Annotated in this window: 23 protein-coding genes and 1 other RNA gene; 8 read left to right on the forward strand and 16 right to left on the reverse strand. The window is 42.9% G+C overall.

The window, feature by feature from the left end; all coding sequences use genetic code 11:
- The first annotated feature begins 4 nt into the window (after positions 1-4).
- Positions 5-5,599, forward strand: a complete 5,595-nt coding sequence (locus IM792_RS05150; RefSeq protein WP_194100706.1) for an MG2 domain-containing protein — start codon at positions 5-7, stop codon at positions 5,597-5,599.
- 55 nt (positions 5,600-5,654) lie between these two features.
- Here the strand turns inward: IM792_RS05150 and dinB are convergent, their stop codons facing one another.
- On the reverse strand, positions 5,655-6,839 hold the full coding sequence (dinB, locus tag IM792_RS05155) for a DNA polymerase IV (protein WP_194100707.1): 1,185 nt from the start codon (positions 6,837-6,839) through the stop codon (positions 5,655-5,657).
- Positions 6,840-6,917: 78 nt separating this feature from the next.
- Between dinB and IM792_RS05160 the strand changes: the two genes are divergently transcribed.
- From IM792_RS05160 to IM792_RS05175, 4 genes are all read left to right on the forward strand, one after another.
- On the forward strand, positions 6,918-7,469 hold the full coding sequence (locus IM792_RS05160; protein WP_194100708.1) for a 2'-5' RNA ligase family protein: 552 nt from the start codon (positions 6,918-6,920) through the stop codon (positions 7,467-7,469).
- Between the two features lie 100 nt (positions 7,470-7,569).
- An RNA gene (ffs, locus tag IM792_RS05165) (signal recognition particle sRNA small type) lies at positions 7,570-7,669 on the forward strand.
- A 90-nt stretch (positions 7,670-7,759) separates the two neighbouring features.
- Positions 7,760-8,419, forward strand: a complete 660-nt coding sequence (fsa, locus tag IM792_RS05170) for a fructose-6-phosphate aldolase (protein ID WP_194100709.1) — start codon at positions 7,760-7,762, stop codon at positions 8,417-8,419.
- Positions 8,420-8,566: 147 nt separating this feature from the next.
- Positions 8,567-9,529: a YpdA family putative bacillithiol disulfide reductase gene (locus IM792_RS05175; protein ID WP_194100710.1), complete on the forward strand. Its 963-nt coding sequence runs from the start codon at positions 8,567-8,569 to the stop codon at positions 9,527-9,529.
- 3 nt (positions 9,530-9,532) lie between these two features.
- Here the strand turns inward: IM792_RS05175 and IM792_RS05180 are convergent, their stop codons facing one another.
- The 4 genes from IM792_RS05180 to IM792_RS05195 all read right to left on the reverse strand — a co-directional run bounded on the left by IM792_RS05180 (position 9,533) and on the right by IM792_RS05195 (position 12,931).
- Positions 9,533-10,450 (reverse strand): ribonuclease Z, encoded by a 918-nt coding sequence (locus IM792_RS05180; RefSeq protein WP_194100711.1) that lies wholly within the window; start codon positions 10,448-10,450, stop codon positions 9,533-9,535.
- A 21-nt stretch (positions 10,451-10,471) separates the two neighbouring features.
- Positions 10,472-10,849 (reverse strand): STAS domain-containing protein, encoded by a 378-nt coding sequence (locus IM792_RS05185; RefSeq protein WP_194100712.1) that lies wholly within the window; start codon positions 10,847-10,849, stop codon positions 10,472-10,474.
- A 51-nt stretch (positions 10,850-10,900) separates the two neighbouring features.
- Positions 10,901-11,845, reverse strand: a complete 945-nt coding sequence (locus tag IM792_RS05190) for a phosphoribosylaminoimidazolesuccinocarboxamide synthase (protein WP_194100713.1) — start codon at positions 11,843-11,845, stop codon at positions 10,901-10,903.
- 126 nt (positions 11,846-11,971) lie between these two features.
- Positions 11,972-12,931, reverse strand: a complete 960-nt coding sequence (locus IM792_RS05195; protein ID WP_194100714.1) for a PhoH family protein — start codon at positions 12,929-12,931, stop codon at positions 11,972-11,974.
- Positions 12,932-13,031: 100 nt separating this feature from the next.
- Between IM792_RS05195 and IM792_RS05200 the strand changes: the two genes are divergently transcribed.
- Both IM792_RS05200 and IM792_RS05205 read left to right on the forward strand, forming a co-directional pair.
- Positions 13,032-13,808 carry an SAM-dependent chlorinase/fluorinase gene (locus IM792_RS05200; protein ID WP_194100715.1) on the forward strand — a complete coding sequence of 259 codons (777 nt, stop codon included), beginning with the start codon at positions 13,032-13,034 and terminating at the stop codon, positions 13,806-13,808.
- A 124-nt stretch (positions 13,809-13,932) separates the two neighbouring features.
- Entirely contained in the window at positions 13,933-15,330 is a 1,398-nt protein-coding gene (locus IM792_RS05205; protein WP_194100716.1) for an MBL fold metallo-hydrolase, read from the forward strand.
- A gap of 293 nt (positions 15,331-15,623) precedes the next feature.
- On the opposite strand, the gene IM792_RS05210 is transcribed toward IM792_RS05205, so the two are convergent.
- The 11 genes from IM792_RS05210 to IM792_RS05260 all read right to left on the reverse strand — a co-directional run bounded on the left by IM792_RS05210 (position 15,624) and on the right by IM792_RS05260 (position 24,981).
- Positions 15,624-16,571, reverse strand: coding sequence for a D-2-hydroxyacid dehydrogenase (locus IM792_RS05210; protein ID WP_194100717.1), 948 nt, complete (start codon positions 16,569-16,571; stop codon positions 15,624-15,626).
- A gap of 83 nt (positions 16,572-16,654) precedes the next feature.
- On the reverse strand, positions 16,655-17,722 hold the full coding sequence (serC, locus tag IM792_RS05215) for a 3-phosphoserine/phosphohydroxythreonine transaminase (RefSeq protein WP_194100718.1): 1,068 nt from the start codon (positions 17,720-17,722) through the stop codon (positions 16,655-16,657).
- A 146-nt stretch (positions 17,723-17,868) separates the two neighbouring features.
- Positions 17,869-18,537 (reverse strand): ribulose-phosphate 3-epimerase, encoded by a 669-nt coding sequence (gene rpe / locus IM792_RS05220; RefSeq protein ID WP_194100813.1) that lies wholly within the window; start codon positions 18,535-18,537, stop codon positions 17,869-17,871.
- Positions 18,538-18,599: 62 nt separating this feature from the next.
- Positions 18,600-18,872: a hypothetical protein gene (locus IM792_RS05225; protein ID WP_194100719.1), complete on the reverse strand. Its 273-nt coding sequence runs from the start codon at positions 18,870-18,872 to the stop codon at positions 18,600-18,602.
- A gap of 176 nt (positions 18,873-19,048) precedes the next feature.
- Complete coding sequence (gene pnp / locus IM792_RS05230) at positions 19,049-21,190, reverse strand: polyribonucleotide nucleotidyltransferase (protein WP_194100720.1); 2,142 nt, start codon at positions 21,188-21,190, stop codon at positions 19,049-19,051.
- Positions 21,191-21,322: 132 nt separating this feature from the next.
- Positions 21,323-21,601 (reverse strand): 30S ribosomal protein S15, encoded by a 279-nt coding sequence (gene rpsO, locus IM792_RS05235; protein ID WP_194100721.1) that lies wholly within the window; start codon positions 21,599-21,601, stop codon positions 21,323-21,325.
- 175 nt (positions 21,602-21,776) lie between these two features.
- On the reverse strand, positions 21,777-22,163 hold the full coding sequence (gene rpmA / locus IM792_RS05240; RefSeq protein WP_194100722.1) for a 50S ribosomal protein L27: 387 nt from the start codon (positions 22,161-22,163) through the stop codon (positions 21,777-21,779).
- Positions 22,164-22,213: 50 nt separating this feature from the next.
- A complete protein-coding gene (gene rplU / locus IM792_RS05245) occupies positions 22,214-22,522 on the reverse strand; it encodes a 50S ribosomal protein L21 (RefSeq protein WP_194100723.1) in 309 nt (102 codons plus the stop codon).
- Between the two features lie 71 nt (positions 22,523-22,593).
- Entirely contained in the window at positions 22,594-23,094 is a 501-nt protein-coding gene (locus IM792_RS05250) for a hypothetical protein (RefSeq protein WP_194100724.1), read from the reverse strand.
- 120 nt (positions 23,095-23,214) lie between these two features.
- Complete coding sequence (locus tag IM792_RS05255; RefSeq protein ID WP_194100725.1) at positions 23,215-24,585, reverse strand: dicarboxylate/amino acid:cation symporter; 1,371 nt, start codon at positions 24,583-24,585, stop codon at positions 23,215-23,217.
- A 69-nt stretch (positions 24,586-24,654) separates the two neighbouring features.
- Entirely contained in the window at positions 24,655-24,981 is a 327-nt protein-coding gene (locus tag IM792_RS05260; protein ID WP_194100726.1) for a YbjQ family protein, read from the reverse strand.
- Between the two features lie 316 nt (positions 24,982-25,297).
- Between IM792_RS05260 and IM792_RS05265 the strand changes: the two genes are divergently transcribed.
- A complete protein-coding gene (locus IM792_RS05265) occupies positions 25,298-25,825 on the forward strand; it encodes a hypothetical protein (RefSeq protein WP_194100727.1) in 528 nt (175 codons plus the stop codon).
- The last annotated feature ends 25 nt before the right edge of the window (positions 25,826-25,850 follow it).

Below are 25,850 nucleotides of genomic sequence, written 5' to 3' on the forward strand. Positions count from 1 at the left end.
TATTATGCAAAGTGAGAACGATCTTTTTAAACATCGCAAAAGATTAATCACTATCGGGGTAGCCCTCGTATTGATCTTCGTTGTAAGTTATTTCTTCATCCACCGACCTAAGCACCCACCTGTCGATCCTGTTTTTAGTAAGTATATTGAAGCTTATACAACAGGCATAATTTCAAAGCAAGGTGTAATACGCATCAAGCTTTCCGGCGAGGTTCAGGTTGCCCACCAGCAAGGTGGCGAACTGGATGACGAGCTGTTTCAATTCTCACCATCTATAAAAGGCAAGGCCCGCTGGGTTGATGCCCGTACCATTGAATTTACCCCGTCAGAAACAATGGACCCGGGAGAAAACTATTCGGCCGATTTTGATCTGGGTAAGATAATTGACGTACCTAAAGAATACAAGAATTTCAGTTTCGATTTTCAGATCATCAAGCCCGATTTTACCGTAAGCTTTGCAGGCTTACGTACGGCCACCAATACCTCCATCGATAAGATGAAACTGGGCGGCTGCATACAAACAGCCGATACTGAAGACCCTAAAGCAATTGAAAAAATACTGTCGGTAAGTTATTCATCATCAGCCAAAGTAACGTGGCAGCATAACGCGGCAACCAAATCGCACACTTTTACAGTAAACAACCTTGAACGTGCGTCGAATAAGGCTAACGCTCTAACCGTTGACTGGAACGGCAGCAGTCTTAATGTAGATAAGCAAGGCAGCCAGGCTTTTGTGGTTCCTGCCATTGGCGATTTTAGGGTATTAGCCGTACGCGCGGTACAAAATAATGATGAATATACCGAAGTTCAATTTTCGGATGCTATCATGGTCGGCCAGGAACTGAACGGCTTGATCAGCATCAATAATATTGGCGATGCCGCTTATACTATTGATGGCAGTGTAGTTAAGGTTTACGCGCCCGAAAGGCTGGAAGGCAACTACACGGTAACCGTAAATCCGGGTATCGAGAATATATCTAACAAAAAACTCACTAAACCTTATACAGCCAATGTATTCTTCGAGAATAGATTACCGGCGGTAACTATCCCCGGTAAAGGTGTTATTCTACCGGATTCTGGTCATTTAATGATGCCGTTTGAGGCGGTGAACCTTAACGCCGTTGATGTTACCATTATCAAGGTTTATGAAAACAATATACCGCAATATTTCCAAAATAATGGTTTTGATGGTGGTACGGAACTGCGGCAGGTAGGTAAACCCGTAGTACAAAAAACGATCCGGTTAGATGATGATAAAGCGCTTAACCTCGGCAAAAAGAACCGCTTTATGCTGGACATTGACCAGCTGTTGCGCACCGAACCGGGAGCTATTTATCGGGTGGTTATCGGGTTCCGCAAGGAGTATTCGCTGTTTAACTGCCGCACAGGAGCAACCGCCAAGGTAAATAATGAAGAAGATGATTATTACGGCGATTACGAGTACAGCAACAATACCGGCAAAGTAAACGATGAGGACGATGAATTTTGGCAACGCTATGATAACTACTACCCTGATGATTACCGTTGGGATGAGCGTAACGATGCCTGTACCAATTCGTACTTTACCAAACAGCGTTGGGCTACCCGCAACATCATGGCATCAAATATTGGTTTGATAGCTAAGCGTGGCGTTGATAACAGCATGTTTGTAGCGGTTACCAACCTACTTACCGCGCAACCTATGACCGGGGTTGAACTGCAATTACTCGATTATCAAAAGCAGGTGATCTTTAAAACCACATCAGATGGTGATGGTTTGGCCAAGTTCGACCTGAAGCGCAAGCCCTACCTGCTGATGGCCAAATACAATAACGAGCGCGGTTACCTTAAACTGGATGATGGTAGCTCGTTACCGTTAACCCGATTTGATGTAAGCGGCGAGCAGATACAAAAAGGCCTCAAGGGTTTTATATATGGCGAGCGCGGTGTATGGCGTCCGGGAGATGATATTTTCCTGACCTTTATATTGGAGGATAAACTGAAAACCCTCCCTCCTGATCACCCTGTAGACTTTGAGCTATACAATCCGCAAGGGCAGGTTTATAAACGCATCACGCAAAATAAATCTGTCGACGGTTTTTACAGCTTCCATACAGCTACCGAAACTTCATCACCTACAGGTAACTGGCTGGCGCGGGTAAAGGTTGGCGGCGCGGTGTTTGAGAAGAACATCAAGGTTGAAACCATTATGCCGAACAGGTTGAAGCTTAATCTTTCATTCGGTGGTGCCGAGGAATTGACCAAAGGCGCAGGCGAAAACGGTACACTATCGGCTCAATGGTTATTTGGTGGCGCGGCGCAAAATCTGAAAGCTAAGGTTGATGCATTTCTATCGGCACAAACAACCAGTTTTAAAGGCTTTGACGATTATGTGTTTGACGACCCTACCCTTGCCTTTAACACCCAAACACAAACCGTATTTGATGGTCGATTAAACGCCAACGGTACCACACCGGTTAGTGCCGATATTAATGTTGAGCGCCAGGCGCCGGGACGCTTACGTGCCAACTTTGTGGTAAAGGTATTTGAACCGGGTGGTAATTTCAGTATTAACCAGGTGGCTATGCCATACAACGTTTACCCCGCTTATGTCGGCATCAAAACACCACAGGGCAGCGAGCTTTCGGGCATGTTGGTTACGGGTAAAGATCATGTTATTGATATTGCCGATGTTGATACTAAAGGTAAGTTACTGCCTGGCAGCCGTACAGTTGAAGTTGAACTGTACAAAATTAGATGGCACTGGTGGTGGGATGAAACCGGCGACGAGCTGAGTAACTTTACACAGGACAGGTATAACAAACTGATAAAAACCGAAACCGTTAACCTGAACAATGGTCGCGGTAAATGGACCATGCGCATAGCACAAGCCGATTGGGGCCGTTATCTGATAAAAGTAAAAGATCCGCAAACCGGCCACTCAACCGGAAAGATCATGTATGTGGACTGGCCAAACTGGTCGGAAAGGTTGCAACAGGATAACCCTACCGAAGCGGCTATGCTTTCGTTTACATCTGACAAAAAGAGCTATAAAGTTGGCGAAGACGCGACCCTTACCATACCAACCAGCAGCGATGGGCGTGCGCTCATCAGCTTTGAAAATGGCAGCAAAGTATTGAAAACCGAATGGATAGATACCAAAAAGGGCCAAACACGCTACAGCTTTAAGGTTGATGAAAGTATGGCCCCAAACATTTTTGTGAACGTAACATTGCTGCAACGCCATTCGCAAACCATTAATGATCTGCCGATACGGATGTACGGCGCCATCGGCATACAGGTTGAAGATCCGGAAACGATATTGAAACCACAGATCACGATGCCTGATAAGATACGGCCTGAAACACAATCAGCCATTACCGTGTCCGAAGCATCGGGTAAGGAAATGACCTACACCGTGGCGATAGTTGATGAGGGTTTGTTAGATATAACCGGCTTTAAAACCCCTGACCCGCATAGTACATTTTATGCTAAGGAAGCCCTTGGCGTTAAAACCTGGGACTTGTTCGACTATGTTATCGGCGCATTCGGCGGCGATTTAGAGCGCATATTAAGTATTGGCGGTGATGGTACCGGTTCAACAAATAAAAATGTATCGGTAAACCGCTTTAAGCCTGTGGTAAAATTCCTGGGGCCGTTCCACCTTAATGCCGGTGAAAAACAAACGCAGCGCTTTACGCTGCCGCAATACATCGGTTCGGTTAGGGCTATGGTTATTGCCGGGCATGCCGGTGGTTATGGCTTTGCCGAGAAAGCGGTGGCGGTTAAAAAACCACTGATGATATTGGCTACCCTGCCGCGTGTGCTTGCTCCGCAGGAGCAGATACAGTTGCCGGTAACCGTTTTCGCGCTCGAGAAGAATATCAAGAACGTTAGTGTTCAGGTACAATCAAACGCGTTCAGTAATCTTGCAGGTAACAACACCCAAAACATTACATTCACCAAAACCGGCGATCAATTGGTAACCTTTAACCTGAACGTTAAGGATTTTGTAGGCGTGGGTAAGGTTAAGATCATAGCTAAAAGCGGTAGTGAAACAGCAACTTATGATGTGGAGCTGAACGTGCGCAATCCCAATCCGCCTATTACAAAAATAATGGAAGCCGAGCTGATGCCGGGCAAATCATGGGGTGTACCTTATGCGGCTTTGGGTATGGTGGGTACCAATAAAGCGACGCTTGAGGTATCGGCAATACCTGCCTTAAACCTGTCGAAACGTTTGAGTTATCTGATACAATATCCTCACGGTTGTGTAGAGCAAACTACTTCGGCAGCATTCCCTCAATTGTATTTAAGTCAGTTGCAGGATCTGACAGATCGCCAGAAAGCCGAAGCGGAAAGAAACATAAAAGCTGCTATAAACAGGCTTAACGGCTTCAGGACAAACAACGGTGGCTTGAGCTACTGGCCGGGTTATGGCGAGGCTGATGATTGGGGCACTAACTACGCCGGTCATTTTATGCTGGCCGCGCAGGCTAAGGGTTATATGCTGCCTGTTGGTTTTATTGAGCAATGGAAAAAATTCCAAAAACAAAGGGCACTTGGCTGGGCACCGGATTCACGCAGTTTTTATGGTGCCGATCTGATCCAGGCTTATCGTTTGTATTTGCTGGCACTTGCCCGCTCGCCTGAACTGGGTGCCATGAACAGGTTGCGCGAATTCCCTTATATCAGTATTGAAGCAAAATGGCGCTTGGCTGCGGCTTATAAACTTGCCGGGCAAACCGAAGTAGCCATGAACCTGATAAAAGGCCTGCCTACCGAAATTAAGCCATACAACACGATGTTCGGCACCTATGGTTCTGATCTGCGCGACCAGGCCATGATATTGGAAACACTCACGCTATTAGGCCAGCAGCAACGGGCATCAGCATTAATGAAAATCGTGGCATCCCGCCTATCGCGCGATTATTGGTACAGCACACAAACTACCGCCTACTCGCTCATCGCCATAGCACAATATTGCGGGGTGAATAAAAACGGTGGCAAAATGGCCTTTGCGTATCAGGCAGCGGGTAAGGGTTCGGTTAACGCGAATTCCTATATATGGCAAGGCGATGCCGCGCCAAACGGCGGAAAGGTGTTTGTTAAAAATAACGGCACCAATAAATTGTATGTTCGGCTGATACAAAAAGGCCAGCCATCATCGGCAGATAATGTTGTTACCAATGTTAACCCAGGTATTTTGGATATGCGTATCGCTTACTTTACTTTAGGTGGTAAACCTGTAGACCCTACAAAATTGAAACAGGGAACCGACTTTGTAGCACAGGTAACGTTACGCCATCCGGGTAAACAAGCGCGTTATGATAATTTGGCCTTAACACAGATATTCCCTTCGGGATGGGAGATATTGAACAGCCGGATGCTGAACAATGATGAGGCATTCAAATCATCACCATCTGATTATCGCGATATTCGTGATGATAGGGTAAATACCTACTTCGGTTTAGGTGATGGACAGGAGGTTACCTATTACGTAATGCTCAACGCGGCTTATGCAGGCAAGTATTTCCTGCCTGCAACTTATTGCGAGGCTATGTATAACTCATCCATTAACGCCTTAATTAAAGGCCAGTGGGTTGAGGTGATCAAATAATTACAAGCATGATATAAACAAGAAAGGCTGCAAACTATGCAGCCTTTCTTGTTTATCAGCCCTTTAAAAACGGATTAAAATTACGGGTGCCTATTTCCATCCCGGCGGCACGGCATACGGTTTTATCGCCAAACTTAAAGTTAATATTATCCATAGCCTGATACAACCGGATGCGCTCCTCATTATCCTCAAACAAATTTATCTGATAACGGCCGGTAGCCAGGTTGCTTAACCTCACACCTATCAGTCGTACAGGGCGATGACCATTCCAGGCTTTTTTTAGCAGGTTTTTTATGCCGGGTATCAGTATATGTTCCGCCGCGGTGAGCGATATTTTCTCCTGCAAGGTATGGGTTTCAAAATTGGCGTAACGTATTTTGATAGCCAGGCACGATGACAGCTTATCTTCCTTGCGCAGTTTATACGATAGTTCCTCCGTCATGCTAACCAAAATGGTTTCCAGTGTACGGCGATCGGCCACATCAGTATGAAAGGTGTGCTCGCTCGAAATAGATTTCCTGTCGGAGTGTGGCACTATCTCGCTATGATCTATCCCCCTCGCCTTTTCCCAAATAAATAAGCCCGACTTACCGAATACAGTTTGCAAAAAACGCAGCTCTACCTTTTGCAGATCGCCTATTTTTTCGATGCCGTATTCGTACAGCTTTTTGCAGGTACTTTCGCCAAGCATAGGTATCTTGCTGATGGGCAAAGGCGCTAAAAAAGCCATTTCGCCACCGTGTGGAACTAATAATTGTCCGTTAGGTTTAGCATGATTTGTAGCCATTTTAGCCACGGTTTTGCTGGATGCCATTCCGAAGGAAATAGGCAACCCGGTATCGCGCATTACCTTTTGCCGCAGATCTGAGGCTATTTGGTAAGGATCATGAAAACGATCCATACCCGTCAGGTCAATATAAAACTCATCAACCGATGTTTTTTGATACAGCGGCACCGCATTGTGGATAATCTCCGTTACCTCACGTGATGCCTCGCCATACCGGCCGTGGCTACCGCTAATTAAAATAGCATGAGGGCAAAGTTTAAGCGCCTGCCGTGTAGGCATTGCCGAATGTACACCATACTTACGTGCCTCGTAACTGCACGATGCCACAACGCCCCTATCAGCCGAACCGCCTATGATCACCGCCTTGCCAATAAGCTCAGGATTGAACTTACGCTCCACCGAAACGAAGAACGAATCAAGATCGATATGTATAATATGGCGCTTGTTGGACATAACACAAATATCAAAATTAATATTTGCAAATACTAAATTTATTAGCAAATTTTGCGACGTAATTCTAATCCTACTACTATGCACTACGCCGATTATATGATGCTGTTATCGCCACCCGAACAGGTAAATCACGAAATAAAAAGATATAAGCAAGCTTCTGTTAAGCATATCGGCGAGTTTGAAAGTATGCACTCCAGGGCGCACATCAGCATTTGCATGGCCGACAGGCAAAAGACTTTTATCATCGAACCATCCCTGCAACGCATGGCGCAAAAGTTAAGCACAATGCCTCCTATAGTATTACATATACGGGGCTTTGATTTTTTTAAGCATGGCGATAAGAGTATGACCATTTATGCCAATATTGACCAAACCGATTCAGTAAAAAGATGGTTCAGGCTTTTGCTGCAAAGCATGAATCTTAAATTAAGCCTTACACCGCACATCACAATAGTACGCAATATACCTGTGCATCAGTTTGAAGTGCTTTGGCCATATTTTGCAAAGGCACAATACAACGATGTTTTTAAAATTGATGGCCTTACTATACTAAAACGCGACACATTTGGGCACGATCAGCACTGGCAACAGCACCAATTATTACCCTTTAACAATCGTTTTTTTAGCTAAGTTTAGCAACTTAAATAAATATTCAGCCTGATTATAAGTGTGTTAATTACACAATCGGTATTTTTTACCACGGTGCTAAAATCTTTGCTATATTTGCGGTGGGTAAGTCTTTTACGACCAGCTCCTCTTGAACTCCCCCAGGGTGGGAACGCAGCAAGGGTAGAGGGTTGTAGCGGTGCGATAAAAGTAGCTTACCCATTTTTTTTAACTCGACCTATGTTATCCGGGTATTCCTTTTATTGACCCGGGTAATTACATTGTTTTGTTATTCAACAAAATCATCATATAAAATGAAATTTTTTATTGATACTGCAAATCTTGCACAAATTAAAGAAGCACACGAAATGGGTGTTTTGGATGGTGTTACAACCAACCCATCGCTAATGGCCAAAGAAGGCATTACCGGCGATGAAAACGTTATTAACCACTACAAGGCTATTTGCGAAATTACCGATGGCGACGTGAGCGCCGAAGTTATTTCAACCACCTTTGACGAGATGGTAGCTGAAGGCGAAGCCCTTGCTAAACTGCATGAGCAAATCGTTGTCAAGGTACCAATGATAAAAGATGGCGTAAAGGCTATAAAATATTTTACCTCAAAAGGTATCCGTACCAATTGTACCTTGGTATTCTCTGCCGGTCAGGCTTTATTGGCTGCTAAGGCTGGTGCAACTTATGTATCTCCGTTTGTTGGCCGTTTAGATGACGTTGCTACTGATGGTATGCAACTGATTGAAGATATCCGTTTGATATACGATAACTACGGTTACGAAACTCAAATTTTAGCTGCGTCAGTACGTCACCCTATGCACATCATTCAGTGTGCTAAAATTGGTGCTGATGTTATCACTGCTCCGCTTAGCGCTATCGCGGCATTGTTAAAACACCCGCTTACTGATAATGGCCTGGCTCAGTTCCTGGCTGATCATGCTAAGGCTGCCGGTAAATAATAATTGCACTTGCATAACATACGCGAAGGCCATCTTGATACAAGATGGCCTTTTGCATTTCTGTTTGGTCAGTAAAGGGTAAGTAAACATAATTTACATTTTGTTGCCTACCCTATTGTTTATATTAGCGAAATATACTTTTATCTGATGCTTGATCTGTTAATTATTGGTGGCGGCCCTATTGGCCTGGCGTGTGGTTTAGAAGCCCAAAAAGCCGGACTATCATTCCGCATAATTGAAAAAGGCTGCCTGGTTAATTCGCTGTATAACTATCCGTATACCATGACATTCTTCTCCACTTCGGACAGGTTGGAGGTTGGTGGCATTCCTTTCGTAACCATTAACAACAAACCAAATCGTGCCGAAGCGTTGGAGTATTACAGGCGCGTAGCATTATCCAACCAAATACCCATCAATTTATTTGAAGAAGTTACGGAGGTAAAACACAACGGAGAGCATTATGATATAACTACCTCTAAGAGCTCCTATCAGGCTAAGTATGTAGTATTGGCTACCGGATTTTATGATATCGCGGTTAATTTAAATATCCCCGGTGAAGATCTGCCCAAGGTAAAGCATTATTATAAAGACCCACATTACTATGCCATGCAAAAAGTGATAGTGGTGGGTGCCAGCAATTCGGCTATTGATGTAGCGCTGGAAACTTACCGTAAAGGAGCTGATGTTACCCTGGTGGTACGTGGCAGCGAAGTGAGCAGCCGTGTTAAATATTGGGTAAGGCCTGATATTATTAACCGTATTGAGGAAGGCAGCATAAAAGCATATTTTAACTCAGAGCTGGCAGCCGTGCGTGAGCATGAAGCCGACATCAAAACTCCCGAAGGCATTGTAACTATCCCCAATGATTTTGTTATGGCGATGACAGGCTATAAGCCAAACTTCAATTTCCTGAAAAACTTGGGCATTGAATTATCGGAAGATAAATTCATCCCGCAATATAATCAAGACACCATGGAAACCAATAATCCGGGCATGTACCTTGCCGGTGTGGTTTGCGGCGGGCTGGATACGCATTTGTGGTTTATTGAAAACTCACGGGTGCATGCGGAGATGATAGTTAGTGATATACTGAATAAGCAGAAAGCTTAACCGTTATTCATCAACAATAAAAGTTTTCCCCTCAACAGCCAACTCCGTATCAGGGAATACAGAACGCGCTTCGTCAAGCAGATCATTCAGCGTTTTGTAGCGTGCTGAGAAATGGCCTATCAGTAATCTTTCCGCACCTGTTTGTATGGCTACATCGGCCGCTTGCAGGGCAGTTGTATGATAGGTATCCTTAGCCCTTTCGAGCATATCATTCATAAACGTTGCTTCGTGATACAATAATGTTGAACCCTTTATCTGCTCAAAGTAATGCGAGCTATACAAAGTATCCGAACAATAAGCATAAGTTTTAGGCTCAGCCGGTGGTATAGTAAGGCCCGCATTTGGGTGTACAGTACCATCGGGCGCTGTATAATCCTTGCCGGCCTTTATAGCGCTAAAGTATGCTACCGGCACCTCCAACTCATCAATACGTTCTTTTATCAGTTTGCGGGCACGTTTTTTACCACGAAACACAAAACCGGTGCACGCTATACGATGCAGCAATGGGATGGTTTCTACCGTAAAATCATGATTTTCAAATATCTGCTCAGGCTTTTCGGGGCTTGTAGCTTTAAATACCAGCGGATATTGAAGTGTGGTCTCTGAATATTTGAGCTGCATCTCAATGATCTCGATCAATGGTGCAGGACCAAACAGGTTCATGGCCTTTTTACGGCCGTTTAGATGCAGTGATGATAGCAAACCTACCAAGCCCAAATAATGGTCGCCGTGCAGGTGGCTGATAAATATACAATCGATGCGGCTTGCTTTGATATCAAACCGCATCATTTGCTGCTGACTGCCTTCACCGCAGTCAACCATATATAAATGTTCGTTAATATTTAGTACCTGGGCGGTAGGGTTTCGGTTGTAGATAGGTGTTGCCGAACTGCTTCCAAGTATAGTAACCTCAAACTTCATACCCGGAGAACAATCAAAAAGTTATTTTAGTTCCCTTTTAAGCTCTTTTTCTATCTCTTCCATAAAAATAAGGTCGATAGCTTCTTCGCAGGTAGGTACAATGCTCAACACACTCTCTAATTGTGAAATGTTTATCAGGCGATTAACGGCTTCATTCAAACCACAAAGTATAAATACACCTTCGGCATTTTTACACAAACGGTGGCCAACTAAAAGACTGCTTAAGCCTGATGAATCGGCGAATTTAACCTGCGACAGATCAAGGATGATGTTGCGCTGGCCTTCGGTATTGATCAGGATCAATTCGGATTTAAGTTGTGGAGTAACCAATGAATTTAACTTTGATTCATTCAGCTTCACCAATATGTACTTCTCGTGTTTGTCAACAGTAAATTTCATGGTCAAATTTTTATTAGCTAATATAGCAAATTTTTAATTTTATGTAAAAAATTATAAGTCAGCCAAAGCTTGCTTAACATTAGCCTCCACCCTCTTCAAAATATCATCACTTGCCGAACGGACAAATGCTTCGCCCGTTATTTTTTCATAAAGTTCAATATAACGTTCAGATATTGATAATACCTTTTCCTCGGTCATTTCAGGCACTGTTTGGCCATCCTTACCTTGAAAATTATTCTCGATCAACCATTTTCTAACAAATTCCTTTGAAAGCTGTTTTTGCGGCTCATTATTTTCCTGACGATCGGCATATCCCTCACTGTAAAAATAACGCGATGAATCGGGCGTATGTATCTCATCTATCAGGTAGATCACACCATCGGCCTTGCCAAACTCATATTTGGTATCAACCAATATCAGGCCTTGTTCGGCAGCTATTTCGGTACCACGGGCATAAAGCGCCTGTGTGTAAGCTTCCAGTTTCTCATAATCCTCGGCAGATACAATCCCTTTAGCCAATATCTGTTCTTTTGATATATCCTCGTCATGGCCTACTGCTGCTTTGGTAGTTGGGGTAATAATAGGCTGAGGCAACTTGTCGTTCTCTTTCAAACCATCGGGCAAAGCAACACCGCAAACCTCTCTACGGCCCGCGCTATACTCACGCCAGGCATGGCCGGCCAAGTAGCCACGTATCACCATCTCTACCTTGAACGGCTCGCATATACGGCCAATGGTAACACTTGGATCAGGCACGCTGATCACCCAGTTAGGTACAATATCCTCAGTAGCCTTTAAAAACTTAGCGGCTATCTGGTTAAGCACCTGCCCCTTAAACGGAATTGGCTCAGGCAGAACCACATCAAATGCTGATATGCGGTCGGTAACCACCATGGCCAGGTATTTATCTTTTATAGTATATACATCGCGCACCTTGCCCTTGTAAAAAGCATTTTGCCCGTCAAAATTGAAGTTTGTTTCTTTTATAGCGTCCATTTATGAGTTAATAGTTGATGGTTCATAGTTCATGGAAATAACTATAAACTGTAAATAGCATTGTTACCAATAATTTATAATTCATGGCACAAATATATGAACCATGAACTATTGACTATAGTCTTTCTACTGTATATCCCCGTAAGCCTCCAGTATACGCCTTACCAGCTTGTGGCGCACTACGTCCTCACCGCTCAGGTAAATAATATCGATACCCTTTATGTCGGTAAGTATACGCAAGGCGGTGTGTAGGCCTGATTGCTGTTTTTTAGGTAAGTCGATCTGTGTTACGTCGCCCGTTACAATAAATTTGGCTGTAGGCCCCATACGCGTTAAAAACATCTTTAACTGCATATCAGTAGCGTTTTGTGCCTCATCCAATATCACAAAGCAATTATCAAGCGTACGGCCACGCATAAACGCCAACGGAGCTATCTCGATAGTACGATTTTCCAGGTAAACCTTTAGTTTTTCGGGAGGTATCATATCATCCAGCGCATCATAAAGCGGGCGCAGGTACGGGTCTATCTTTTCTTTCAGGTCACCCGGCAAAAACCCCAGGTTCTCCCCTGCCTCAACAGCCGGGCGGGTAAGTATAATGCGTTTTATCTCTTTGTTTTTGAGGGCACGTACTGCCAGGGCAACCGCAGTGTAGGTTTTACCCGTACCGGCAGGGCCAATAGCGAACAGAACATCATTTTTCAGGATGCTATCCACCATGCGGCGCTGATTATTGGTACGCGCCTTAACCATAATGCCATTAGGCCCGAAAACGATAACCTCGCCTGTGGTTGATTTATCTACAGGGGCATCAATAGCCGGGGCAAGCGATACTTTTGAACCTAAAATGCGCTCAATATCAGTTATGTTGAGGTTATCATACTTCTCAACATGCTGAAGCAGATACTTAAACTTATCATTAAAAACCGACAGCTCATGCTCATCGCCAAGTACCTTTACCTCACTGCCACGCGCAACTATTTTTAACTTTGGATATTGTTTTTTAATGATCTCAAAATGATCATTATTAGGCCCCCAAAGCACTGCAGGATTGATGTTTTCGATTGATAATTTTAACTCGTTCAATACAAATTGATTTTTAGTTGCTGATTTTTATGAATTAAAAATTGAATATTTGTAGCGCTTATCGCTTGTACAAGATTAGCAATAAATATTTAAATAATTAATGGCAATAATAACTTTAACTACCGACCTTGGCGATAAGGATATATACCTTGCAGCACTGAAGGGGAGTATTTTAAAATTGTTGCCCGAGGTTAATATTGTTGATATTACCAACAGCGTTTCAACTTTTAATATACAGCAGGCTGCCTTTATTTTAAAGAACAGCTACCACTATTTCCCCGACAATACGGTACACCTAATAGGTATTGATACAGTATACAACTCGTTTACCAAATACCTGGCCATACATTACAAGAATCATTTTTTTGTGGGTGCCGATAATGGCATATTCTCGCTGATGTTTGACGAAGAACCCGATGAGGTTTATGAGATAAACATTATGCAGGACTTGAAGTTTTTGCACTTTCCGCTGGCTGATATTTTTGTTAAGGCGGCATGCCACCTGGCTAATGGCGACCCTATTGAGGAGATAGGTTTACGAATTAACGGCATCGAGAAAAAGATGAACCTGCAACCGGTGGTTGAAAGGAACCTGATTAAAGGCGCGGTGATCTATATTGATTCGTTCCAAAACGTGATTACCAACATAACCAAGGAGTTTTTCAATACCATACAGCAAGGCCGCAGGTTTACGCTATACTTTAAGCGCAACGAAACCATTAACCACCTGAGCTGGCATTACAACGAAGTACCGGAGGGCGAAAAGCTTTGCTTGTTTGGCATTAGCGATCATTTAGAGATTGCCATTAACAAAGGCAACGCCAGTGGCTTATTAGGCCTTAACCTGGGCGATAGCGTGATTATCGAGTTTGAATAAACTCGCGGACCTTGTAACATTTATTTTAACTAACTGTAAACAGCTCATTTTGGCTTAACTTAGCCGATGGAGTACAATTACTCCGCCAAGCCTGCACCGCAGGTAACTAACTGATAGTAATTTAATGAAACTAACTATACATGGTGCCGCCCGCCAGGTTACCGGAAGCATGCACTTGCTTGAGGTAAACAATTATAAGATACTGATTGATTGTGGTTTGGATTATGAGCGTGAAAGGCACCTGCAAAGTAACGAGGACTTTCCGTTCAGACCATCGGATATTGATGTAGTGATACTCACCCATGCCCATATTGATCACTCGGGCAATTTGCCTACGCTGATACGCCTGGGATATGAAGGCCAGATATTGAGCACAGCTCCCACTGCTGATCTGACTGAATTGCTACTCCTGGATTCTGTTAGTATTTTCATGAACAAGGCTAACAAGGGTCGCAAGCATGGTCGAAACCGTGGTAAGGCCAATAGCGGTTCGCAACCATTGTATCTGCAAAAGCATGTAATGGATACTATGGAGCGCTTTGTAACTATCGGCTACAACAAACCCTTTCGCCTTACTGGAGATGTTGAGCTTACCTTTATACCCGCCGGGCACTTACTCGGCGCAGCCGCGGCTGTGTTGAAGGTAAATGATAACGGCCAAGAAAAAACTATAGCCTTTACCGGCGATATCGGCCGAAAGGACTACCCGGTACTTAATGATCCGGAGCCATTGCCCCCGGTTGATTACCTGGTAAGTGAGGCTACCTACGGCGGGCGTTATCACACTAAAGATAGAACCGTTGAGCAGGCTTTGGTTGAAACCATCGAAAAAGCCTGCATCAAAGAACAAGGTCGTTTGATTATCCCGGCATTCAGTATTGGGCGTACACAATCACTCGTGTTTGCTCTTAACAAAATATTTAGCAGTGGTTTACTGCCAGCAGTTAAAGTTTTTGTTGATAGTCCGATGGCGGTTATGGCCACACGAATATTCCGCAAATACCATTATTTGGTTAATGACGAGGCTCAGGAATTTTATAACAAACAGGGCGACGAATTTGAGTTTGATAATCTTACGTATGTTGAAACCTTAAAGGATAGCAGGCAGGTATCCAATTATTTTGAGCCCTGCATCATCATATCATCAGCAGGTATGCTGGAGGGTGGCCGTATACAGGATCACTTGTTCTACAACATCCAGAACTACTATTGCACTATCCTCTTTATAGGTTATTGCGCTAAGGGTACACTTGGCCATCGCCTATTACGTGGCGATCCAATCGTCCATATTAAAGACCGTGATCTTGCCGTTTACGCCACCATCAAACAAACCGACGTACTAAGCGCGCATGGCGATCATGATGATTTGATGGGTAATATCCTATCTCAGGATAAGAGTAAACTTAAAACTGTTTTCCTGGTACACGGCGAAACTTCGAGCATGGATACTTTGGCTACTTCAATTGAGGGAGCGGGTTATAAGGCTGTGGTTCCTGAAAAGGGTGTTGATTATATATTGTAAAATATCGCGTCATTGCGAGGTACGAAGCAATCTCTTTAGGACATTCTTCAAGCAAATCTCTCGGGGATTGCTTCGTACCTCGCAATGACGTAATTTTTATTCCTTTTGTCATTTCGAAGCGTTAGCGAGAAATCTGTACGCGTTCATAACCAAGCGACAGATTTCTCTCTCGTACCTCGATCGAAATGACAAGGATTATTAAAGTCCTCCCCCTCGGGGAGGATTTAGAAGGGCTAAAAAAAGTCCACGAGCATTACTGCCCGTGGACTTTTAAATATAGTTCAATAAAACTACTATTTCTTAAAGTGATCAATGATCAGGCTGGCAAGCTCTACGCCTATTCTTTCTTGAGCCTCGTTGGTTGCCGCGCCGATGTGTGGGGTTAACGAGATCTTTGGATGTGATAGAATTTCCTGGCGAGGAGTTGGCTCATTATCGAAAACATCCAATGCCGCGAATGATACCTTACCACTGTCAAGGGCTGCAATTAATGCAGTTTCTTCAATCAAACCACCACGTGAGCAGTTAACAAGGCCTACACCTTTTTTAAGCAATTCTAACTCTGCTTCGCCAATTAAAGCTTTGTCTACAAACGGAGTATGCAGGGTAATAAAATCCGATTGTTTAAGCACTTCTTCAAACGAAGCTGTTTTTACCGGAACCTTTACCTTAGTGCCGCCACCCAAAACAATCTCTAATTCAGGATTGAAAGGATACAGATCATAGGCCAAAACTTCCATACCTACGCCGATAGCTATCTTGGCCACTTCGCGACCGATACGGCCAAAACCAAGAATACCTAAAGTTTTACCACGTAGCTCAACTCCTTTAGCGTAAGCTTTTTTAAGTCCGTTAAAGTTGGTAGCGCCTTCAACCGGTGTTTTGCGGTTGCTATCATACAAAAAGCGTACACCACCATATAAGTGACCAAAAACAAGTTCGGCAACTGATAATGATGATGAAGCCGGGGTATTGTAAACGGCTACACCCTTTTCTTTAGCGTAGTCAACATCAATATTATCAACACCTACACCACCACGACCTATCAGTTTAATGTTAGGGCAGGCATCAATAAGGGCTTTACGCACTTTTGTGGCGCTACGCACGGTGATGGCATCATATTCATTTAAACGTGCAGGTAATTCATCCTGCGGTATATTGTTGGTATCAACGGTAAAGCCAGCAGCCTCAAGCATTTGCTTACCTACCGGATCGATACCGTCATTAGCTAATATTTTCATTTGTCTTGTATGTCATTGGTCACTCCGTCATTGGTCATTGTCAGAAATACTTACCGACCGCTCACCATTGACTACTGACCATATTATTTATTCTTTTCGGCAAACTCCTGCATTGTTTCTATCAGCACATGAACGCTGGTTATTGGCAACGCATTATAAATTGAGGCTCTGAAACCGCCTACACTCCTGTGGCCTTTAATGCCAACTATGCCTTTTTCGTCGCATAGTTTCAGGAAAGGTTTTTCGTGCTCAGGGTTTTCGGCCACAAAGCAAACGTTCATGTGCGAACGATCTTCAGTAGCAGCAACACCTTTAAACAGCGGGTTACGATCTATCTCGGCATATAATGCTTTTGATTTCGCGATATTTTCCTGTTCAATAGCTTCAACGCCACCTTTTGCTTTCACCCAGTTCAGGGTAAGCATTGATACGTAGATAGCGAACACCGGAGGCGTATTGTACATTGAACCACCTTCAATTTGAGTTTGATAGTTGAACATTGCAGGTATCTTACGATCTGCCTTGCCCAATATCTCATCCTTAACAATTACCAGTGTAACACCGGCAGGACCCATATTTTTTTGCGCACCGGCGTAGATCAAACCGAAATCAGCTACGTTGATCTTGCGGCTAAATATGTCTGACGACATATCGCAAACCACCGGTACCGGCGACGACGGGAAGCTTTGCAGCTGCGTACCGTAAATAGTATTATTTGATGTTATGTGGAAATAGGCTGCATCAGCAGGTATTTCAAAATCCTTTGGTATAAAGGTAAAGTTGCTCTCTTTTGATGAAGCCACTACAGCAACCTCGCCAAAATATTTAGCCTCTTTAAGTGCTTTGTTAGCCCATACACCGGTTTCAAGGTATGCGGCCTTGCCACCCTCCGGTAACAGGTTGTAAGGTACTAACGCGAACTGTGTGCTTGCACCACCTTGTAAAAACAATACCGAATAACCTTCAGGTAAGCTAAATAACTCTTTAACCAAACGTACAGCCTCGTCTAAAACGGCTTCAAACTCCTTGGATCTGTGCGATATCTCAAGTATTGATAAACCAGTTCCATTAAAATCGATAACAGCCTGAGCAGCCTGCTTTAAAACCTCCTGGGGTAATATGCCCGGCCCGGCACCAAAATTATGTTTCATATAATTATTGAAATGTGAACGCTAAAACACTTTGGTCAGTTAGTATATTAACGCGTCGAAGTTAATTATTTTGACAAAGTATATAGAGATTATTTGCTTTTTGTTGAAAAAAAGCGACACTTTATTAACAATCAGGATGATGTGATTTACACCTCGCGCAGAGGTACCGAATTTTTAAGCGCTGATATGGCCTCAAGCTGATCTTCGGAGGAGAATACCGAACTGCCGGCCACCAGTACATTAGCCCCGGCTTCAATGAGTTTAGCGGCATTTTTTACGTCTACCCCACCATCTATCTCAATATAAAGTTCCGGATTGTGATATTCTGCAAGCGTGCGTAGCTGCTTTATTTTTTTGTAGGTATTATCAATGAATTTTTGACCGCCAAAGCCCGGGTTAACCGACATGATACACACCTGCTCAACATCAGTAATAATATCTTCTAGCAAGCTTACATTGGTATGCGGGTTTAACGCCACTCCTGCCCTGCATCCCAAATCCTTAATGGCTTGTATGGTACGATGCAAATGCGTACAAGCTTCATAATGTACCATAATGCCATCAGCACCGGCATCCTTAAAAGCTTTTAAATAACGGTCAGGATCAACTATCATCAGGTGAACATCCAACGGTTTGGTAGCATACTTTTTAACCGCGTTAATCACCGGAAAACCAAAAGAAATATTCGGTACGAATACACCATCCATAACATCAACATGAATCCAGTCGGCTTCGCTACGGTTCAGCATTTCAATATCACGTTGCATGTTGGCAAAGTCCGCCGCAAGAATAGAAGGGGCAATTAGAGGCTTCATGGCGGTAAATATAGGCATTGGTGTGGTGCGGTTTAATTTATTTAATGTAAAAAAGCCCTGTATCAATCGCAATTCAACAACAAATCGTAGTATTTTTTCATCAGCACAGTATCGTAATTTACCAATGAGGTATAGGCTTCAGACACTAACTCATTTAAAATTGACGCACCCAGCTGCCCTGCCCCGTTAGGTATCGATTCATAGTACTTAATAATATCCTTCACACGGATGATCTCGTACAGCAACAGCTGCACCAAATCTGCCTGCGCGTCAGATTTTACCCCCTGTGGGTTCTTGCTCAGAAATTCTAAAGGATCGAGGGGTGTAAAATTCATTTTTTAATTAAGCACCGAATATAGTTTACCATCTAACTATGCAGTACAATCGATAGTTCTAAAAGTTTTAAAAAAATAATATTTGTTGCTAAAACAATTAAATCACTATTCAAACTCATCTTTAAAAAAAGAAACCCTCGCTTTTAGGGAGGGTTTCTTAATGCAATTATAATAAATTATTTGCTTTCTTCAGCTGGTCTTTCCGGCTTTGGAAGCAAAGCTTTTCTTGATAATTTAAGCTTGCCTTGTTTATCAACGTCAAGCAGTTTTACACGCACTTCATCACCCACTTGGAAGATGCCGTCCATGCTTTCAAAACGCTTGTGGTCGATCTCTGATATGTGCAGCAAACCGTCTTTACCAGGTAATATCTCGATGAACGCGCCAAACGGCATGATCGATTTTACCTTACCTTCGTAAATGTCACCTACCTCTGGTTTAGCAGCGATAGCGCGGATGCGGGCAACAGCCTGATCAATAGAGGCTTTGTTATCAGCGAAAATTTGTACGATACCTTGGTTGTTAACCTCCTCGATAGAGATGGTAGCACCGGTTTCGCGTTGCATTTCCTGGATGATCTTACCACCGGGACCGATAACCGCACCAATAAATTCTTTATCAATTTTAATGGTGATGATACGCGGAGCGTGTGGTTTGTAATCTTCGCGAGGTGCAGAAATGGTTTTCTTCATCTCGTTAAGGATGTGTAAACGACCATCCTTAGCCTGATGTAAAGCCTTAGCTAATACTTCGTATGACAGGCCGTTGATCTTTAAGTCCATCTGGCAGGCAACAATACCATTTTCGGTACCGGTTACCTTAAAGTCCATATCGCCTAAGTGATCCTCGTCGCCCAAAATGTCAGACAATACAGCGTATTTAGTACCTTCAGGATTGGTGATCAAACCCATCGCGATACCTGATACAGGAGCCTGGATCTTGATACCGGCATCCATCAACGCTAATGTACCCGCGCAAACGGTAGCCATTGATGATGAACCATTTGATTCCAATATATCAGATACCACACGGATAGTGTATGGATTTTCATCAGCAACAGGTAATACTTGTTTTAATGAACGCATAGCCAGGTTACCGTGACCAATTTCACGACGACCAGCACCCCTGTTAGGACGAACCTCACCGGTTGAGAAACCAGGGAAGTTATAGTGCAGGATGAATTTTTGGTAACCGTTGATGAACGCGCCATCAATCATTTGCTCATCATCCTTAGCGCCCAAAGTAACGGTGGTTAATGCCTGGGTTTCGCCACGGGTAAATACCGCCGAACCGTGAGCAGCAGGCAAATAACCTACTTCGCTCCAAATCGGGCGTATTTGTTTTGAGTTACGGCCATCCAAACGCATATCCTCATCAAGGATCAGGTTACGTACTGCATCATACTCAACATCGTGGAAATATTTTTTGATCAGGCTTTCAGTAACCGCGTCGATCTCGATACCCAGAGTAGCGGTGAAAATATCGCGTATCTCACGTAATTTAAGATGACGCTCGTGTTTAGCTGAACCTGATTTAGCTACTTCATAAACTTTATCGTAAGTAGCTGCATAAACTTGTTTCTTTAATTCTTCGTTGCTATGCTCATGGCTGTAAACGCGTTTTTCGGTTTTACCAACTTCGGCAGCAAGTTCTTTTTGAGCTTGTACCTGTACTTTGATAGCCTCGTGAGCGAATTTAATAGCCTCAACAAGTTCTTCTTCCTGAATTTCTTTTGATTCACCCTCAACCATGTTGATGTCGAACTCAGAACCAGCCACGATAAACTCTAATGTAGCACGCTCTAAATCGCTAAGGGTTGGGTTGATAACTAATTTGCCATCAATTTTAGCTACGCGAACTTCTGATATAGGGCCGTTGAACGGAATATCAGAAACTGCTAATGCCGCTGATGCTGCCAAACCGGCAAGGCAATCAGGCATAATGTTTTTGTCTGCCGAGATCAAAGAGATCATTACCTGTGTATCGGCATGGTAATCCTCCGGGAATAATGGACGTAAAGCGCGGTCAACCAAACGAGAGATCAATACCTCATAGTCTGACAAGCGTGCCTCACGACGTAAAAAACCACCTGGTATACGACCGGTGGAAGCATATTTTTCCTGATAATCAACCGAAAGTGGTAAAAAGTCAACACCTTCTTTTGCTTCAGGCGATGATACTACAGTAGCAAGCAACATGGTATCACCTTGTTTTACTACTACCGAGCCATCAGCTTGTTTGGCCAGTTTGCCGGTTTCGATCTCAACGGTGCGGCCGTCACCTAAATCAAATACCTTTTTAATTGCGTTATAACTCATTTTGTTTTTATTGTGATGCGTTTTTCATCTTCAGGAACGCACCGGTTGTTTTATAGTGTTTAAAAACTTGCGACAAAAGTAAAAAAGCCATTCGTATTTAACGAACGGCTTTTTTTGCAATACGATTGAAGATTACTTGATAATATCCCTAAGCTGTAAAGCTTTGATGATAGCACGGTATCTTGCAATATCTTTATTATAAAGGTAAGCCAGTAATGCACGGCGTTTACCTACAAGCTTTTGCAGTGATAACTGAGTTGCAAAATCTTTTTTGTTTTTTTTCAGGTGCCCGGTTAAGTGAGCAATACGGGTTGTAAACAACGCTACCTGACCTTCTGCTGAACCTGTATCGGCAGCACTGTTACCATGTTTCGCGAAAATTTCTTGTTTCGCCTCTTTACTTAAATACATTGCTTGAATAATATTAAAGCTGTTAATACTTTATTAATTGTGGGTGCAAAGATATACTTATTAATTAGTATATACAATAGCGGCGCTGCTTGTACGCTAAATATATTTTGCAACAAAAAAACAAAGGCCGCCATTGCGGGCAGCCTTTATGTGGTAATATTATTTATACTGAAAATTACTCAGCTACAGCAGCTTCTTCAGTACCTTCAGTTTCTTTAGCTACCGGAGCTTCAGCTTTAACAGCTTTCGCTTTGGTTGCAGCTTTTGCTTTTGGAGCAGGTGCAGCTACTTCAGCTACTGCCTCAGTTTCAAAAGGGATAACTGATACGTATGAACGGTTATCAGCTTTCTTTTTGAAAACAACCTGACCATCAATAAGAGCGAATAAAGTGTGATCTTTACCGATACCTACGTTAAGGCCTGGGTTGTGTGGGGTACCACGCTGACGAACGATGATGTTACCAGCGATTGCAGGCTGACCACCGAATATTTTGATACCTAAGCGTTTGCTATGCGATTCACGGCCGTTTTTGGAACTACCGGCCCCTTTTTTGTGTGCCATTTCTTATATCTTTTTATGAAGGATAAACAACCTTCGGGATTAAACAATAATTACAGAGCGATACCTGTGATCTCGATTTTGGTAAATTGTTGACGGTGACCGTTTTTCTTTTTGTAACCTTTTCTTCTCTTCTTTTTGAAGATGATCACTTTATCACCTTTTACATGCGACAAGATCTTAGCTGATACTTTAGCGCCTTTCAAATCAGTACCTAATTTGAATTTACCTTCGTTTTCTGCTAACAATACTGTGTCAAATTCAATACTAGCGCCTTCATCTCCCTGTAAGCGGTGTACAAAGATCTGCTGGTCTTTTGCAACTTTAAATTGCTGTCCGGCTATACTTACTATTGCGTACATTGTTATAAATTATGTTTTTTAAATTTCGAGGTGCAAATATAGATATTAATCTATCAAATACCAACAAGCAACTATTTTTTATTTCGTTGCTCGGCGTCGCTTAATATACGCTGTATCTCCTTGATCAGGCGTTGGTTGGCATCGATCAACTTTTCGTTGCCCTGGTAGTTGGATTGAAATAAAACTTTTTTGCTTTTGCGCATATAGTTAAACTCAATAACATAATACGGCACTTTAGGATCACGCTTTGCACTATTCACCTCCTGCGCCGGAAAATCCCAAAAACCCAGATCGGCAGCCTTACGGTGAAGGTATAACAGATCATCCTTATTCAACTTCAATGTGGTTTTCACCAGCGAATCGCGGCCATCAATAAACTGATAGTTGTGCGTTTTTGAGTTAAATTTATTTACCAAACTATCGCCATTGCCATATTCAAATACCATGTACTGAAACTCATTGAACTTATATGGCGCATTCTTAACCATCATACCATAATAGTAAAAACAATAAGCCAAAAACGGCACCACAACACTGGCAGCAAGGAAGATCTTTTTATTTTTTAAAGTCATTTATTTACTTTGATTACACAGATTTTATTGATGACTACACAGATTGATTCTCCTGTACAAATCGGCGCGAAAATCGCTATTCGTTGGCATAGTTTGAAATCGAATAACTAAAAATTACATTTAGTCAATTTCTTTCTCCCACTTACTCACTACCGCAGTAGCCATAGCATTACCCAATACGTTGGTTGCTGAGCGGCCCATATCAAGTAATGGGTCGATGCCGATTAGTAGGGCAAGGCCAGCTTCGGGGATGTTGAACATGGCTATTGTGCCTGCAATTACTACTAACGATGCTCGCGGTACGCCTGCTATACCTTTACTGGTAAGCATCAGCACTAATAGCATAGAAAGTTGCTGCTCGAACGATAAGTGAATATTGTATGATTGCGCCAGGAAAAGCGAGGCAAAGGTCATGTACATCATAGAGCCATCAAGGTTGAACGAATAGCCCAGCGGCAATACAAAGCTTACTATCTTATTGTTACAGCCAAAGCGCTCCAGTTCCATCAGTACACGCGGATAAGCCGCCTCGCTGGTTGAGGTACTGAAGGCTACCAGCATGGCATCCTTAATATTGTTAACCAGCGTAAGTGCGCGTTTGCCTAAAACAAAGTATCCGGCCAGTATAACAACCAGCCATAATATCACTAACGAAAAATAGAACTCACTGATAAATATGGCGTAGGTTGATAAAATACCTAAGCCCTGCTTAGCAATAATGGCTGTGATAGCGCCAAATACCGCAAGCGGTGCGGCTTTCATTACGTAGCCTGTCAGTTTAAGGATAACATGAGCAATGGCATCCATTGCCTTGATCACCACCTCCCCTTTTTCACCAATGGCCGCGGTGGCTACACCAAAGAACAGGGAGAATACCACGATCTGCAAAATCTCATTATTAGCCATCGACTCGATGATACTTTTAGGAAAAACGTGGCTAATAAAATCACGCAGAGAAAGCGCGGCCTTTTGTACGCCTGTATTAATATGGCTATCAGGCAAAGGTAAATGCATGGCCTTGCCCGGCTCAAAAAAGTTAACCAGCACCATGCCTAATAATAACGATACCAGGGTAGCACTTAAAAACCAGAGCAGCGTTTTACCACCTATACGGCCAACAGCCTTAATATCGCCCACCTTGGCAACACCCACCACCAATGTGGTGAACACCAATGGCGCTACGATCATTTTTATCAGCCGTAAAAATATATCGCTAAGTACATTGAAGGCTACCAGCTTGTCCTCGCGGGCAGTATCATTAGCTTTGCGGATGATTACCTGTTCGGCGCGTTGAACTTTAAGTTGTTTATAACCGGCAACAGTGGTATCGGTAATGGCAGCCAGGCGCGTATCGATAGTTTTAATTTGCGCGTCGGCAGCGGATAAATTGGTGTTTATATCATTAATAACAAGGGTATTATATAAATACCCTGTTACCACGCCCACAACAAGGGCTATAAATATGTAAAGTGTAAGTTTGCTACGGCGCATGCAAGTCAGTTAAACCCCAAAGCTACAAAAATACACCGTTTATAAAAGCAGGGGTTGAAAACCTGCTTATCATACATCAACCTTAGCTACCTTAACCGCGGTACCATAAGCCAGCACTTCGGTAACGCCCTGCATTACTTCGTTGGCATCATAACGCATGTTTATAATAGCGGTAGCGCCAACTTCCTGCGCATGTAATATCAACAGGTTATATGCTTCCTGACGGGCTTGCTCACAAAGCTCGGTGTAAATGCTGTTACGGCCACCGAAAATGGTTTGCAATCCACCCAAAAAATTACCGCCAACGCCACGTGAGCGAACGGTGATGCCACGGATTACGCCTAAATGTTCGGTTACTTTATAACCCTCTAAATGTGTACTGGTAGTTACTATCATAATCCTTTTCTATGTTTAAAGTCAATAATATCTCTATGAAATTTCAATATAAATAGTCCGGTAGCACATACGGCTAACCCTGAATATGCAACATATGGTTTAACATGGGCAAAATATTTTCCCTGGACAAACATTAAGGATATCCCTACTACAGATAAAAAAGCCCCTACAATTAATAATTGTAGTTTGGTTAATGTTCGTGGATACAAAATCTTACTTTAAGATAACTAATGTTGTTTATTACCTCAAACATAAGTTATATCATCAATATTTAAATGAATAATAGAACTTTGTTGCCTTAGATGTTATACCTGATATGAGCGTTACTACGTACGGACTACAAAATATAAAAAAGGAACTTCAACACTTGCCCTCTACCCAAATGGCTGAGCTGTTGCTACGCCTTGCCCGCTATAAAAAAGAAAATAAGGAGTTATTGGCCTATTTGCTATTTGAAGCGAATGATGAAGCCGCTTTTATAATCCAGGTTAAAGGCGAGATCGGTTTTATGTTTAGTCAGCTGCCATCGCAAAGTTATTTCGCGGCCAAGGCTCTGCGCAAAATATTAAGGTTGATTAATAAATACGTAAAGTTCACCGGTTCAAAAACTACAGAGATCGAGCTTTTGATAAATTTTGGTGAGAATTACTTGCAATATGCTGACCGCAAAACTTCATACAAGCCCTTGCGATTGATATTTGCTAAGCAGTTAGAAAAGGTACGCAACAACATTAACAAACTGCATGAGGATGTACGGCATGATCATATACCTGATTATGAGCAGCTATTGAGCGATGCTGATAAAAAACTGCAATGGTTAAATATTATTGATTATGAGTTGTAACATAATAATAACTTTGCTATCTAAA

Source organism: Mucilaginibacter sp. JRF, from assembly GCF_015223065.1.
GTDB lineage: Bacteria > Bacteroidota > Bacteroidia > Sphingobacteriales > Sphingobacteriaceae > Mucilaginibacter.